Source organism: Streptomyces bottropensis ATCC 25435, assembly GCF_000383595.1.
GTDB classification, from domain to species: Bacteria; Actinomycetota; Actinomycetes; order Streptomycetales; family Streptomycetaceae; genus Streptomyces; species Streptomyces bottropensis.
Window position 1 is genome coordinate 3499744 of record NZ_KB911581.1, and the last position, 14330, is coordinate 3514073.

Annotated in this window: 11 protein-coding genes; 7 read left to right on the forward strand and 4 right to left on the reverse strand. The window is 71.6% G+C overall.

Features of this window, described 5'->3' with window-relative positions:
- The first annotated feature begins 131 nt into the window (after positions 1-131).
- From STRBO_RS0115425 to tatC, 6 genes are all read left to right on the forward strand, one after another.
- Entirely contained in the window at positions 132-1085 is a 954-nt protein-coding gene (locus STRBO_RS0115425) for a helix-turn-helix transcriptional regulator (RefSeq protein ID WP_005485239.1), read from the forward strand.
- A 15-nt stretch (positions 1086-1100) separates the two neighbouring features.
- Complete coding sequence (locus tag STRBO_RS0115430) at positions 1101-2099, forward strand: helix-turn-helix transcriptional regulator (protein ID WP_086016367.1); 999 nt, start codon at positions 1101-1103, stop codon at positions 2097-2099.
- A gap of 186 nt (positions 2100-2285) precedes the next feature.
- On the forward strand, positions 2286-2546 hold the full coding sequence (locus STRBO_RS0115435; protein WP_037627854.1) for a hypothetical protein: 261 nt from the start codon (positions 2286-2288) through the stop codon (positions 2544-2546).
- A gap of 151 nt (positions 2547-2697) precedes the next feature.
- Positions 2698-2892 carry a hypothetical protein gene (locus tag STRBO_RS0115440; protein WP_005485244.1) on the forward strand — a complete coding sequence of 65 codons (195 nt, stop codon included), beginning with the start codon at positions 2698-2700 and terminating at the stop codon, positions 2890-2892.
- Between the two features lie 259 nt (positions 2893-3151).
- Complete coding sequence (gene tatA, locus STRBO_RS0115445; RefSeq protein WP_005485245.1) at positions 3152-3439, forward strand: Sec-independent protein translocase subunit TatA; 288 nt, start codon at positions 3152-3154, stop codon at positions 3437-3439.
- A 50-nt stretch (positions 3440-3489) separates the two neighbouring features.
- Positions 3490-4467, forward strand: coding sequence for a twin-arginine translocase subunit TatC (tatC, locus tag STRBO_RS0115450; protein WP_005485247.1), 978 nt, complete (start codon positions 3490-3492; stop codon positions 4465-4467).
- Between the two features lie 147 nt (positions 4468-4614).
- On the opposite strand, the gene STRBO_RS0115455 is transcribed toward tatC, so the two are convergent.
- A complete protein-coding gene (locus tag STRBO_RS0115455; RefSeq protein ID WP_237547658.1) occupies positions 4615-5112 on the reverse strand; it encodes a hypothetical protein in 498 nt (165 codons plus the stop codon).
- A 307-nt stretch (positions 5113-5419) separates the two neighbouring features.
- Between STRBO_RS0115455 and STRBO_RS0115460 the strand changes: the two genes are divergently transcribed.
- Positions 5420-8269, forward strand: a complete 2850-nt coding sequence (locus STRBO_RS0115460) for a DEAD/DEAH box helicase (protein ID WP_005485252.1) — start codon at positions 5420-5422, stop codon at positions 8267-8269.
- A 33-nt stretch (positions 8270-8302) separates the two neighbouring features.
- On the opposite strand, the gene atzF is transcribed toward STRBO_RS0115460, so the two are convergent.
- The 3 genes from atzF to STRBO_RS0115475 all read right to left on the reverse strand — a co-directional run bounded on the left by atzF (position 8303) and on the right by STRBO_RS0115475 (position 14284).
- Positions 8303-9976 carry an allophanate hydrolase gene (gene atzF, locus STRBO_RS0115465; protein ID WP_005485254.1) on the reverse strand — a complete coding sequence of 558 codons (1674 nt, stop codon included), beginning with the start codon at positions 9974-9976 and terminating at the stop codon, positions 8303-8305.
- A 193-nt stretch (positions 9977-10169) separates the two neighbouring features.
- Positions 10170-13688, reverse strand: a complete 3519-nt coding sequence (locus tag STRBO_RS0115470; protein WP_005485255.1) for a 5-oxoprolinase/urea amidolyase family protein — start codon at positions 13686-13688, stop codon at positions 10170-10172.
- Positions 13685-14284 (reverse strand): urea amidolyase associated protein UAAP2, encoded by a 600-nt coding sequence (locus tag STRBO_RS0115475; RefSeq protein WP_020114419.1) that lies wholly within the window; start codon positions 14282-14284, stop codon positions 13685-13687. The genes STRBO_RS0115470 and STRBO_RS0115475 overlap by 4 nt, the downstream gene beginning before the upstream one ends.
- Positions 14285-14330: the final 46 nt, after the last annotated feature.

Consider the following 14330-nt stretch of genomic DNA (forward strand, 5'->3'; position numbering starts at 1 on the left):
GGGCCGACCGTGTCGTGACCGGTCTCGACTGTCTGGGGTCCATGCCTGTTCGGGCATGGGCCCTCGGCTTTTGCCGCGACGCTTCGTAGCGGTAGGTTCGTGCCGCGGAAACACCCGAGGGAAGGGCGTCGATGGCCATTGCCAAGGCCGAGCGGTTGATGAACCTGGCGCTGTGTCTGCTGGGGACGCGCCGGCCGCTCAGCAAGCGCGAGCTGCGGGAGTCGATCGAGGCCTATCTCGAAGCGGGAACCGACGACTCCTTCAACCGCATGTTCGAGCGCGACAAGGACGATCTGCGCGAACTCGGCCTGGTCATCGAGACGGTGGAGAACCTCGACGGCGAGGTCGGCTATCTGGCCCGCCGTGACAGCAACAGCCTTCCGCCCATCACCCTGGACGCCGAGGAGGCCGCGGCCCTCGGGCTCGCGGCGAAGGTCTGGCAGCAGGCCCGTTTCGCCGGAGCGGCGAGCGGCGCCCTGCAGAAACTGCGCGCGGCCGGGCTGCCCGAGGACGTCGATCCGTACGAGGCCCACGGCGCCCTGGAACCGCGCATCCCGGTGCACGAGGCGGCCTTCGAACCGCTGATGCTGGCCTGCCGTGACCGCCGCCCGGTCCTGTTCGAGTACCGCAAGGCCACCGCCGCGCGTCCCGAGCCCCGGCATGTCGAGCCCTGGGCCCTGGAGTGCTGGCGCGGTCACTGGTATCTCGCCGGGTACGACCGTGACCGGGGCGCCGAGCGGGTCTTCAGGCTCTCCCGGATCACCGGCAGGGTCCGCAGCCGGGGGAGCGCCTTCACCGCCGAGGTGCCGGACGTCGTCACGGTGCGGGAGACGGTCGCGAGCTGGGCGGGGGAGACCGCGGACCGGTCCGCGCTGATCCGGCTGCGCTCCGGCGCCGGTTACCCGCTGCGGGCGAAGGCCTCGGCCGTACGGGAACTCGGGGACGGCTGGGACGAGTTGGAGATTCCGTACGGGCACGGGCTGGATGCCTGGCTGGTGGAGTTCGGGCCCGACGTGGTGGTCCTGGAGCCCGCGGAGCTGCGGGCCGGCGTGGTGGACCGGCTGCGTGCCGTGGCCAAGGGTTGAGGGGGACGTAAGAACGTGGTGGGAAAACCGGCACGGCCGACGAACGCCATCGACCAGACCCGGCGGATGCTCTCCCTGGTCACGTATCTGCGGGAGCGGCCCGGCGCCCGGATCGAGGACGTCGCCCGTGCCTTCGGGATCACCGAGGACGAGCTGGTCTCGGACCTCGACGTGCTGCCCATGTGCGGGACCAGCTTCCGCGGCGGTGATCTGCTGGACATCGACACCGACGGCGAGCGCATCTGGTGGCACAATCCGGCCGCGCTCGGCGCGGATGCGGCCGAGCCGCTGAGGCTGGCGGCCGACGAGGCGACCGCCCTGCTGGTGGCCGCCCGTGCGGTGGCCACGCTGCCGGGACTGCGTGAGAGCGACCGGCAGGCGCTGGTGCGGGCCACCGCCAAGGTCGAGGGGGCGGCCGGTGAGGCGGCGGGCGCCAGCTCGCGTCTTTCGGTCACCTTCGAGGCCGAGGGCGGGGTCTTCGCCGACGTGGACCGGGCCATCTCGGAGCGCCGACGGCTGTGGATCCGCTACTACTCGCCCGCCCGGGACGAGCTCAGCGAACGCGAGATCGACCCGATCCGCCTGGTCAGTGTCGGGCACACCTATGTCGAGGCCTGGTGCCGCCGCTCCGAGGCGCGGCGCACGTTCCGGCTGGACCGGGTCGCCGAGATCAAGATCCTCGACGAGCCGTCCGCGCCGCCCGAGATCGAGCTGCGGGACCTGTCGGAGGCCCTGGTGCAGCCGGCCGCCGAGGATCCCGAGGTCGTCGTCGAGGTGGGGCCCGGGGGGCGCTGGGTCGCCGAGTACTACCCGCACGACAGTGCCGAGGAGCTGCCGGAGGGCGGACTGCGCATCAGCCTGCGCACACCCGACCCGGCATCGCTGCGGCGCCTGGCGCTGCGACTCGGGCGCGACGGCCGGATCGTCTCCCCGCAGGATCTCGCGGACAGTGCCCGCAGGGCGGCCCGTGAGGCGCTGGAGGCCTACGGCGAGGCTGTGCCGACGAGTCTGTGACGGCGGGTCCGTGACCGCGGGCCGTGACGACGACGAGTCCCTGACCGCGGGACCGTGACGACGGCGTACGACCGGAACAAGGAGATGCGAGGGGCTGTGAGCGGCGGTTCGGTTGTGTCGGGTGTGAAGGCAAGTGTGAGGGCCGGGGTGCAGTCCGGCGTGCAGGAGATCCAGGAGCTCCGGGAGATGAGCGTCGCGGTCGCCTTCGCGGGCATGAAGAAGGCCGTGGACGTGGTGTTCAGAGCCGGCTGCCCCGACTGCCGGGCCCATGTCGAACTGGGCGCGAGCGCGCTGCGTCTGGCCATCGGTGCCACCAGCAGGACCACGTTCTACTCCTTCACCTGCCCCGAGTGCGGCATCGCCGTCCGCAAGCCGGCCGGCGAGCGGATCGTCGAGCTGCTGACCGGGGGCGGGGTGCGGACCCTGCGGCTGCATTCGCCGGGCTAGGTCCCGGCTCGACGGACCGGGCCGGCCGCGGACGGCGACGCCGCGTACGCGCCCGTGAGCGGGATCCGGTGCGGGCAGCCGCGAGGCGGGTGCGTGTGCCGGAGCCCGTGCCGCTGGCCCGATCCGCCGAGCAGGCCCTAGGGTCGTCGCCATGTTCTGGGCGATGTTCGCGGTGGCTGTGGGTTTCGTGGGGCTGGTCGTGCTCGGGGTACTCGCTGTGCGGGTCTTTCTGGAGGCTCAGCGGCTGGGTACGCAGGTGACGGAGTCGGCGCGGAGGATCAGCCGGGCGGCGGCGGATCTGGAGCGGGCGACGGCGAGCGCGGCCCGTTCCGCGGACGCTCTGTGAGTTCCGGTCGAGGCTCCTGTGTCTTGCCCGGTGAGTGCGTTTTGCGCCACTTCGCCCTGTCACCTTCTCACCTTGTGCAGGTACGCTGCGTGTCGCGGCACGGAGAAACGAGGCCCGGGTCGCGAATCGGGAGTACGCACGGGGATTGCCTGACGTTTACCCCTGAGCGTTACGATCGCTGCCAGCACGATCGTTCGGACACCTGTCCGACCGGTCGGACAGCCCCCACCCGCCGCCTCGGTGAAGAAGGAAGACAGCTATGGGTAACCTCGGCCCCACCGAGATCATTCTGATCCTTGTCGTCATCGTCCTGCTGTTCGGGGCGAAGAAGCTGCCGGACATGGCCCGTTCGCTCGGCAAGTCCGCCCGCATCCTCAAGAGCGAGGCCAAGGCCATGAAGTCCGACGGCCAGGACGACAACACCTCGGCGGCCGCGCCCCCGCACGCCGGCGGCGAGACCCCGGCGCAGCGCACCATCCAGGCTTCTCCCGGCGATGTGACCACCGCTCGCCCGGTCGCCGAGCCGACGGACACGACCAAGCGCTGACGCAAGGCCGGACAGGGTTTCCGGCCTGCCGCACGAGATGAGGACGTGGGTTGCTCAAGTCTGCCCGCAAGACGGAGAAGGACAAGGATCCCGAGGGGCGGATGCCCCTCGCGGAGCACCTGCGCGAGCTGCGAAATCGCCTTGTCAAGAGCCTGCTGGCCATCGTCGTCACGACGATCCTCGCGGTGATGTTCTACAAGGACATCATCCAGTTCTTCACGGATCCCATTCTCCAGGCGGTGGGATGCCAACACAGCTTCGCCGAGTTGGCGAAGGACACCGGCTCGGTCAAGTGCGCGCGCATCGTGCAGAACGGTCTGCTGAGCCCGTTCACGCTCGCTCTCACGGTCTCGCTGTCATCGGGCGTGGTACTCGCCGCCCCGGTCTGGCTGTACCAGCTCTGGGCGTTCATCGCCCCGGGTCTGCACCGCAACGAGAAGAAGTACAGCCTCGGCTTCGTGGCGGCGGGCTTCCCGCTGTTCCTCATGGGCTCGTACTTCGCCTACTGGTCGTTGCCCAAGATGGCCTCGGTCATGCTGCAGTTCTCGATCATCGGAAGCGACAACCAGCTGCCGCTCGATGATCTGCTGAACCTGATCATGCGGATGATCGTCGTCTTCGGCCTCTCCTTCGAGTTGCCGCTGCTGCTCGTGATGCTGAACTTCGGCGGGGTGCTCTCCGGCAAGAAGATGTTCGGCTGGTGGCGGGGCATGATCATCAGCATCACGCTCTTCGCGGCGGTCGCCACCCCGAGCACCGACCCCATCTCGATGATGGCGCTGGCCGGCCCCATCTGGGTCCTGTACTTCTGCGCCTGTGCCATCGCGCTGGCCAACGACAGGCGCCGGGCCCGCGTCGAGGCGTTGAAGCCCGACGACGACGAGGCCTCCGAGCTGGATCTCACCCCCGAGGGCATCGGCGAGATCGAGTCCGTCTCGGCGAGCCGGGCGCTGCCCTCGCAGGCCGAGCCCGAGCGGGAGCGGGAGCGGGAGCGGGAGCGGATCAACGGGTACGACGACGTCACCTAGAACGGGCCGGGGTTCCGTGGGCGGACGGGTGCTCTCCGAGTGAGGAGACCTGATCGGTCTCCCGCCCACCTCGAACGCGACTGGGGGCCTACCGGTACGAACCGGTAGGCCCCCAGTCACTGTTCGGCGGTGAACGCCGGGGTTCCGCTAGATCTCCGGTGAGCCCTGCAGGGGGGTCGTGCCGCCACCCGTTCCGTCGTTGTTGATGTCCCAGTTGATGTCGCCGTCGGCGGTCCAACCACCCGTCGTGGTGCTGTGGAAGGTCGTGGTCGAGAAACCGCGGTTGCCCGACTGGGCGAAGTTGGTCGCCTCGGCCCAGTCGGCGCTACCGCTGCGCTGGGTGACGTCGTTGCGCTCCAGGCGCAGATTGACCTTGAGCTTGTCCATGCCGGTGCTGAGGCCCCCGCCACCGTCCGACCACCGGAACTTCACGGTGGCCTGGTAATCGTTGCCCGACGTCCTCGACACGCACAGGTTGACGTACACGTCGAGGTCGGCGCCGATCGTGTCGTACGTCTTGTGCTGCTCGCCCGTGCACTTGCTGGCCGCGGCGGCAGTGGCCGGGGACGGGACGGCGACGAGGCCGACCATGGCAAGTCCCAGGGCGGCACCGGTGGTCATGGCGCGTGTGCTGCGTCGTTTCATGTGAACTCCCCGTGGAATAGGCGACATACGGCCGGATGGTCATCGGCCGTCGCGGACTTCGGTGATCGTTGTTGCCGTGACGGGGCCTTGTCAAGGCAATTGAGAAAGCGCTTACCCGCGCTGGGTGCGAGGGAGGGGCCGCGCCGGGGCCGACGGCCACGGAAGCTTGGGCCCGGAGCCCGGAGCCCCGACGCCGTGGCCGCCCGGCCCGCGCCGCCGCCGCTCCTGCGCCGTGGGTCCGAGGGGGGCGCCGAGGCAGGGGTGTGAGCTGCGCTTATCCCAGGATTAACAGGATCCGATCCGGATAATGATCGTCCTGTTGTCAGTGGGGCCCGGTACGCTCGAAAGCACGATGACAGAGGACCTCTCCCCGGCCGAGCGTTACGCGGCAGCACGTAGGCGCGCTGTCGAGCAGGCCACCGCGCTCGCCGGTTTCCGCGCGATGTACGACTTCGGTCTCGACCCCTTCCAGATCGAGGCCTGCCAGTCGCTGGAGTCGGGCAAGGGCGTCCTGGTGGCCGCCCCCACCGGTTCGGGCAAGACGATCGTCGGCGAGTTCGCCGTCCACCTCGCCCTGGAGCAGGGCAAGAAGTGCTTCTACACGACACCCATCAAGGCCCTGTCGAACCAGAAGTACTCCGACCTGTGCCGCCGCTACGGCGCCGACAAGGTCGGCCTGCTCACCGGCGACAACAGCGTCAACTCCGATGCCCCGGTGGTCGTGATGACCACCGAGGTGCTGCGGAACATGCTGTACGCGGGCTCCCGGACACTCCTGGGCCTCGGATACGTGGTCATGGACGAGGTGCACTACCTCTCCGACCGTTTCCGGGGCGCCGTCTGGGAAGAGGTGATCATCCACCTGCCCGAGTCGGTCACCCTCGTCTCCCTCTCGGCCACCGTGTCCAACGCGGAGGAGTTCGGCGACTGGCTGGACACCGTGCGCGGCGACACCGACGTGATCGTCTCCGAGCACCGGCCCGTGCCGCTGTTCCAGCACGTGCTCGCCGGACGGCGGATGTACGACCTGTTCGAGGAGGGCGAGGGCAACAAGAAGGCCGTCAACCCGGACTTGACCCGGATGGCGCGGATGGAGGCCAGCCGGCCCTCCTACCAGGACCGCCGACGCGGCCGGTCCATGCGCGAGGCGGACCGTGAGCGCGAGCGCAGACAGCGGTCGAGGATCTGGATCCCGAGCCGCCCCGAAGTCATCGAACGGCTCGACTCCGAAGGCCTGTTGCCCGCCATCACCTTCATCTTCAGCCGCGCCGCCTGCGAGGCCGCCGTCCAGCAGTGCCTGTACGCGGGCCTCCGGCTGAACGACGACGAGTCCCGGCTCAAGGTGCGCGCCCTGGTCGAGGAGCGCACCGCCTCCATCCCGAACGAGGACCTCCACGTCCTCGGCTACTACGAGTGGCTGGAGGGCCTGGAGCGCGGGATCGCGGCCCACCACGCGGGCATGCTGCCGACGTTCAAGGAGGTCGTCGAGGAACTCTTCGTACGCGGCCTCGTCAAGGCCGTGTTCGCCACCGAGACCCTCGCGCTCGGCATCAACATGCCCGCCCGCTCGGTGGTGTTGGAGAAGCTCGTCAAGTGGAACGGCGAGCAGCACGCCGACATCACCCCCGGCGAGTACACACAGCTGACGGGGCGCGCGGGTCGGCGGGGCATCGACGTCGAGGGCCACGCGGTGGTGCTGTGGCAGCGCGGGATGAACCCCGACCATCTGGCCGGGCTCGCGGGCACCCGTACGTATCCGCTGCGCTCCAGCTTCAAGCCGTCGTACAACATGGCGGTCAACCTGGTCGAGCAGTTCGGGCGGCACCGCTCGCGCGAGCTGCTGGAGACCTCGTTCGCGCAGTTCCAGGCCGACAAGTCGGTCGTCGGGATCTCCCGGCAGGTCCAGCGCAACGAGGAGGGTCTGGAGGGCTACCAGGAGTCCATGACCTGCCACCTCGGGGACTTCGAGGAGTACGCGCGCCTGCGGCGGGAGCTGAAGGACCGCGAGACCGATCTGGCGAAGCAGGGCGTGGCCCAGCGGCGGGCGGAGGCGGCGGTCGCGCTGGAGAAGCTGAAGCCGGGCGATGTCATCCATGTGCCGACCGGTAAGTACGCGGGTCTGGCGCTGGTGCTGGATCCCGGGCTGCCCGCCGGGCGGTCCAACGGCCACCGCGGGTTCGAGCAGCACGACGGTCCGCGCCCGCTGGTGCTGACCGCCGAGCGGCAGGTCAAGCGGCTGGCCTCGATGGACTTCCCGGTGCCGGTGGAGGCGCTGGAGCGGATGCGTATCCCGAAGTCCTTCAACCCGCGTTCACCGCAGTCGCGGCGGGACCTGGCGTCCGCGCTGCGCACCAAGGCCGGGCACCTCGTGCCCGACCGGCACCGCAAGCGGAGGGCCGCCGCGGCGGACGACCGTGAGATCACCCGGCTGCGGGCGGAGCTGCGGGCCCATCCGTGCCACGGCTGCAGCGACCGTGAGGACCACGCGCGCTGGGCCGAGCGCTACTACCGGCTCAAGCGGGACACCGCGCAGCTGGAGCGACGTATCGAGGGCCGGACGAACACCATCGCGCGGACCTTCGACCGGATCGTCGCCCTGCTGACCGAGCTGGACTACCTGCGGGCCGACGAGGTCACCGAGCACGGGAAGCGGCTCGCGCGGCTCTACGGCGAGCTGGACCTGCTGGCGAGCGAATGTCTGCGGGCGGGCGTCTGGGAGGGGCTCGGGCCTGCCGAGCTCGCCGCGTGCGTCTCCGCCCTGGTGTACGAGGCACGGGCCGCGGACGACGCGATGGCGCCGAAGCTGCCGTCCGGGAACGCCAAGGCCGCGCTGGGGGAGATGGTGCGGATCTGGGGGCGGCTGGACGCGCTGGAGGAGGAGTTCCGGATCACGCAGAGCGAAGGGGTGGGGCAGCGCGAGCCCGACCTCGGCTTCGCCTGGGCCGCGTACATGTGGGCTTCGGGGTCGGGGCTCGACGAGGTGCTGCGGGAGGTGGAGATGCCGGCCGGTGACTTCGTGCGGTGGTGCAAGCAGGTGATCGACGTGCTGGGGCAGATCTCGGCGGCGGCGCCGTCCGGGTCGAGCGTGGGGAAGAACGCGCGGAAGGCTGTGGACGGGCTGCTGAGGGGGGTGGTGGCCTACTCCTCGGTGGGGTGAGGCCGCCAGCAGCCAGATACCGGGACGGAACCGCTAAGGCCGGTCGGCCCGGTGGTTCAGATAGGAGCGCCAGCCGCCGTACTCCGTGATGTCCTCGGCGTCCCGCAGGGCCGCCGGCTCGCAGAGGAAGCCCGGGGCCCGGGTGCCGTCGGACAGTTCGACGGTGCCCAGGGCCATGGGGCGGGGGAGCGAGGTCAGCAGCCGGCCCAGGCCCGCTGCCGGGAGGCGCCAGATCTCGGTCTCGACGGCGGCGCCGCCCTCGCCCACATGGACCAGGCCGGGCTTCGGCGGGGTCGTGCGCAGGGCGTGCAGGCGGTAGACGGGGGCCGTGGTGGTCGTGCGCTCCAACTGGGCGCCCAGGGACAGGAGCTGGGTGTTCAGGGGCTGGCCGGAGAGATGGGCGCCCACGACCGCCAGCCGGGCCTCCGGCTGGAGGAGAGCGGCGACGCGGGCCAGGCGGGCGTCCGTGAAGGCGGGGCCGATCAGCATGACGCCGAACGGGAGGCCGTTCACCTCGCCCGCGGGAACCGCGACGGCCGCCAGATCGAACAGGTTCGTGGAGTTGGTGAAACGGCCGAGGCGGGCGTTCGCGCCCAGCGGGTCGGCGGCGACCTCGGCGAGCGTCGGGTGCCCCGGCGCCGTCGGCAGCAACAGGGCGTCCGCGTCGCCCAGTTCGGCCAGGGCGCGGGCACGTAGGGTGCTCAGCCGGTCCTGGTCGGCGTACAGCTGGTGGGCCGGGATGTCCCGGGCCCGGGTGATGATGCCGGCGACCGTGGGGTCGAGGGAGTCGACACCGTCCGCGAGCGCCTTGTCGACGAAGCCGCCGACCGCCGTGTAGCGCTCGGCCACGAACGCGCCCTGGTAGAGCATGGCCGCGGCCTCGGTGAAGGGGGTGAGGTCGAGAGGGCGTACGTCCGCGCCCGCGGCCCTCAGGCGGGTCACCGCCGACTCGTACGCCTCGGCCCAGCCCTCGTCCAGTTCGCCGAGCTGCTCGCGTGGGGGTACGGCGACGCGCCAGGGGCCCGGGGAGCGCTGGGCGAGCGGCGGGAGGACGCGGTCGGGCGGGGAGGCCATGTGGGCGAGGGCCTGTTCGGCCTCCGGGAGGGTGCGGGCGAACACCGTGACGCAGTCGATCGAGGCGCACGCCGGGACCACGCCGGTGGTGGGGACCAGGCCCCGCGTGGGCTTCAGGCCGACGATGCCGTTGAAGGCGGCGGGCACCCTGCCGGAGCCGGCGGTGTCGGTGCCGAGCGCGAGGTCGACGATGCCCAGCGCCACCGCCACGGCCGAGCCGGAGCTGGAGCCGCCGCTGATGCGGGACGGGTCGTGGGCGTTCCGTACGGCGCCGTGCGGGGAGCGGGTGCCGACCAGGCCGGTGGCGAACTGGTCGAGGTTGGTGGTGCCGAGGACGAGGGCGCCGGCCGCGCGCAGGCGGGCGACGACGGGGGCGTCGTCGTCGGGGGTGTACGCGTACGCCGGGCAGCCGGCGGTGGTGGGGAGGCCGTGGACGTCGATGTTGCCCTTGACGGCGACGAGGCGGCCGGCGAGGGGGAGGGGGGTGCCGGTGGCGAGACGGGCGTCGAGGGCGCGGGCCTCGGCCTCGACCTCCGCGCGGGGGCGGAGGTCGATCCAGATCTCGGGGCGGTCCACGGCTTCGATGCGGGCGTAGGCCGTGCGGACTCTGGTGAGGGTGGGGGAGGTCGGCATCTGTGCTCCTGGGCGTGCTGTGGTCGGCTGCGGGGCGGAGGGGCGCGCGTGATCTTCTCGCCCCCGCCGCCCCTGCCCGTCCCCTCCCCGAGGGGCTGTGCCCCTTCGGCCCCCTTCCGCCTGAGGGGGCGGGGGCGCGGGATCGTCGGCGGGTGCGGGAGATTCGTGGTTGCTCGCGCAGTTCCTCGCGCCCCTAGAGGGGGCTCGGGGTCAGGATGAGCAAGGGGGTGCCCGCGTTCACCTGGGTGCCCGGGGTGGTCAGGATCTGGTCGATGATGCCGTCCGTGGGGGCGGGGACGCGGGACTCCATCTTCATCGCCTCCAGGGTCAGCAGGGGCTGGCCGGTGGTCACCCGGTCGCCCGGGCGCACGTTCACCTGCCAGACGGAGGCGGTGAACTCGGCCTCGATCAGCCGGCCGCCCTCGGGGACGTGGATCTGCGCCGGGGCGGCCGGGGGCGCGGGGGCCGCCTCCGCCCGGGTGAACTCGCCGGCCGCCTCCCAGGCCGCCCGCTCCGCCGCGAAGGCGGCCTGCTGTCCGGCCCTGAACTCGGCGATGGACTCGGCGTGTTCCGCCAGGAACGTCTCGTACTGCGCCAGGGAGAACGTGCCGTCCTCCACGCGCGGGACGAAGCGGCCCGAGATGATGTCCGAGCGGAGGGAGAGCAGTTCGTCGGCCTCGACGGGGTACCACTTGATCCGGTCGAAGAAGCGCAGGAGCCACGGGGAGCCGGGTTCGAAGGCGCCGCGCTGCTGCCAGGGGGACCAGACCTGGGTGGTGCGGCCGACGAACTGGTAGCCGCCGGGCCCCTCCATGCCGTAGATGCAGAGATACGCGCCGCCGATGCCGACCGAGTTCTCCGCCGTCCAGGTGCGGGCCGGGTTGTACTTCGTCGTCACCAGGCGGTGGCGGGGGTCCAGCGGGGTCGCGACCGGGGCGCCCAGATAGACGTCGCCCAGGCCCAGGACCAGGTACTCCGCGGCGAAGACCGTGTCATAGACGTCGGCCGGCGAGTCCAAGCCGTTGACGCGGCGGATGAACTCGATGTTCCAGGGGCACCAGGGCGCGTCGTCGCGGACGCCCGCCATGTAGCGGGCGATGGCCTCGCGGGTCGCGGGGTCGTCCCAGGAGAGGGGGAGGCGGATCGTGCGGGAGGGGACGACCAGTTCGTCCGTCGGGGGGAGGGACGCCACGATCCGGCGTACCGCCGTGAGGAGTTCGGGCTGGGGCAGGAGCCTCGGGTTCGTCTGGATCTGGAGCGAGCGGATGCCGGGGGTGAGGTCGGTGACGCCGTCGAGACCCGCTTCGGCGACCGCCTCCATCAGGGCGTGGACGCGCATCCGCAGGGCCAGGTCGAGTTGCATGGGGCCGAACTCGACGAGGAGGTTGTCGTCGCCGCTGCGGCGGTACGTGACGTCGCCGTCGCGGGCCAGGACGCCGCCGTCGACGATCGCGGGGCGCGGCGAGGTGTCGTCGGCCACCGGGCGGAAGCGGACCGTGTCGCCCGGGCGCAGCTGCCCGAGCTTCCAGCGTTCGGTGGACAGGAGGGTGGCCGGGCAGACGAAGCCGCCGAGGGAGGGGCCGTCGGGGCCCAGCAGGACCGGCATGTCGCCTGTGTAGTCGACCGCGCCGACCGAGTACGGGGTGTCGTGGATGTTGGAGGGGTGCAGGCCCGCCTCGCCGCCGTCGGTGCGGGCCCAGCGGGGCTTGGGGCCGACCAGGCGCACGCCGGTGCGGGCCGAGTTGAAGTGGACCTTCCAGTCGGCGGCGTAGAACTCGTGGATGTCCTCCTCGGTGAAGAACTCCGGTGCCGCGTGCGGGCCTTCGAGGGCGGCGACCTGCCAGGTCGTGGTGAAGGACGGGCGGCTGTCCGGCGGGACCGCGCGGCCCTCGTTCGTGACGTCCCCGCCGTGCAGTACGTCGCCGGTCCGCAGTTCCCGGCCGCCGTGGCCGCCGAAGCGGCCCAGGGTGAAGGTGGCCGCGCTGCCCAGGAAGGACGGCACGTCCAGGCCGCCGCCCGCGAGGAGGACGTAGGTGCGCAGTCCGTGTTCCGTGGGGGCGCCGACGGACAGGACGGCTCCGGCGGGTACGGTCACCGGCTCCCACTGGGCGACCGATGCGCCGGCCACGGTCACCTCGGCGGGCGCGCCCGTCACACAGACCGTGGTGGGGTGGGTGAAGCGGAGGGCCGGCCCCTGGAGGGTGCATTCGAGGCCGGGGGCGCCCTCGGGGTTGCCGAGCGCCCGGTTGCCGAGGCGGAAGGACAGGTCGTCCATGGGGCCGCAGGGCGGGACGCCGACCTGCCAGTGGCCGGTGCGGCCCGGCCAGTCCTGGACGGTGGTGAGGGTGCCGCCGGAGACGACCTCGATGCGGGGGGTCGGGTCGGTCACGGTGGCGAGGGTGGCCGTGGAGTGCGTGGCGTGCCGGACGTCCGGGTCGTCGAGGGCGGCCCGGACCAGGCCCAGGTTCGTCTCGATGCCGTCGACCCGGGTGCCGGCCAGCGCCTCGTCCAGTCGGCGCAGGGCCTGGGCGCGGTCGGAGCCGTACGCGACGACCTTGGCGAGCAGCGGGTCGTACGCGGTCGTGACCTCGGTGCCGGTCTCGACCCAGCCGTCCACGCGGACGTCCTGCGGGAACTCGACCCGGGTCAACAGGCCCGCGCTCGGCCGGTGTTCGCGCGAGGGGTCCTCGGCGTAGATCCGGGCCTCGACGGCGTGCCCGCGGGGTTGCCCCGGGGCCCCTACGACGGCGGAGTCGCCGCGGGCCAGGCGCAGCATCCACTCGACGAGGTCGACGCCGTAGATCTCCTCGGTGACCGGGTGTTCGACCTGGAGGCGTGCGTTGACCTCCAGGAAGTACGCCTCCTCGCGGGCGGCGTCGTAGACGAACTCGACGGTTCCGGCGGAGCGGTACTCCACGCTCGCGCACAGGTCGCGGGCGGCGGCGGCCAGTCGGGCGCGCACATGGTCGGGGAGGCCGGGGGCCGGGGCCTCCTCGACGACCTTCTGGTTGCGGCGCTGGAGGGAGCAGTCGCGGTCGCCGAACGTGACGACGAGGCCGTCGCCGTCGCCGAAGACCTGTACCTCGACGTGCCGGGCCCGTTCGACGAGGCGTTCGAGGTAGACGCCGGCGGAGGAGAAGGAGGCGGCGGCGACGCGCTGCACCCGCTCCCATGCCTCGGCCAGTTCGGCGGCGGACCGGCAGGCCGACATGCCGATGCCGCCGCCTCCGCCGGTGGCCTTGAGCATCACCGGGTAGCCGATGGCCGCGGCCCGGTCGAGGGCCTCGGCGAGGGAGGGCAGCAGGTCGGTGCCGGGCAGGAGCGGGACGCCCGCCGCCTCGGCGGCCTCGCGCGCCGTGTGTTTCGCGCCGAACAGTTCGAGCTGGTCGGGGGTCGGGCCGACGAACACGATGTCGGCGTCCTCGCAGCGGCGGGCGAAGGCCGCGTCCTCGGAGAGGAAGCCGTAGCCGGGGTGGACGGCGCCCGCGCCCGTGTCCTTGGCGGCCTTCAGGATCAGGTCCGCGTCGAGGTACGACTCCTTCGCGGGCGCCGGGCCGAGCCGTACCGCCTCGTCGGCGAGCCGGACATGGGCGGCGGCGCGGTCGGCGTCGGAGTACACGGCGACCGTCCGCAGGCCCAGTGCGCGGGCGGTGCGGATGATCCGGACGGCGATCTCGCCCCGGTTGGCGACCAGCAGGGTGTCGAAGGTCATGTGCCGGCCTCGGTGATCGTCATCTGTACCGCCGTCGGGTCGAAGCCGTTGCAGGGGTTGTTGATCTGGGGGCAGTTGGAGACCAGCACGAGCACGTCGCACTCCGCGCGCAGGGTCAGGGCCAGACCGGGGGCGGAGATGCCGTCGACGATGCCGAGGGTGCCGTCCTTCTCGACCGGCACGTTCATGTACCAGTTGATGTTCGACACGAGGTCGCGCTTGCCGAGGCCGTGCTTCGCGCCCTCGGCGAGGAAGTTGTCGACGCAGGCGTGCTGGGACCAGGTGTGGTGCCCGTACCGCAGGGTGTTCGATTCCTTGGAGCAGGCACCGCCGACCGTGTCGTGGCGGCCCACGTCGTCGGCGGTCACGGTCATCAGCGGGGTGTGCTCGTTCGACATGAGCACGCTGCCGGTGGTGAGGAAGATGCCGCCCTGCGCGTGGATCGTGTCGGGCGCGCTGTAGCGCACGGCGGTGTCGTGGGCGTCGTAGACGAGGAAGTCGACGGCCTGGTTGCCGTGCAGATCGGTGAGGGTGAGGGTCTGGCCGGCCCGTATGACGGAGGACCAGGCGGCCCTCGCCGGGACGACGGTCTTCACCGGAGCAGGGGTCCGTGCCGTGGCAGTGGCAGTGGCAGTGGCTGAT

Bases quoted from the DNA above. Each gene is read 5' to 3' on its own strand.
- STRBO_RS0115440 (WP_005485244.1), top strand. From the start codon at position 2,698: ATGTTCTGGGCGATGTTCGCGGTGGCTGTGGGTTTCGTGGGGCTGGTC.
- STRBO_RS0115425 (WP_005485239.1), top strand. From the start codon at position 132: ATGGCCATTGCCAAGGCCGAGCGGTTGATGAACCTGGCGCTGTGTCTG.
- STRBO_RS0115470 (WP_005485255.1), bottom strand. From the start codon at position 13,688: ATGACCTTCGACACCCTGCTGGTCGCCAACCGGGGCGAGATCGCCGTC.
- STRBO_RS0115435 (WP_037627854.1), top strand. From the start codon at position 2,286: ATGAGCGTCGCGGTCGCCTTCGCGGGCATGAAGAAGGCCGTGGACGTG.
- STRBO_RS0115460 (WP_005485252.1), top strand. From the start codon at position 5,420: ATGATCGTCCTGTTGTCAGTGGGGCCCGGTACGCTCGAAAGCACGATG.
- STRBO_RS0115455 (WP_237547658.1), bottom strand. From the start codon at position 5,112: ATGAAACGACGCAGCACACGCGCCATGACCACCGGTGCCGCCCTGGGA.
- atzF (WP_005485254.1), bottom strand. From the start codon at position 9,976: ATGCCGACCTCCCCCACCCTCACCAGAGTCCGCACGGCCTACGCCCGC.
- tatA (WP_005485245.1), top strand. From the start codon at position 3,152: ATGGGTAACCTCGGCCCCACCGAGATCATTCTGATCCTTGTCGTCATC.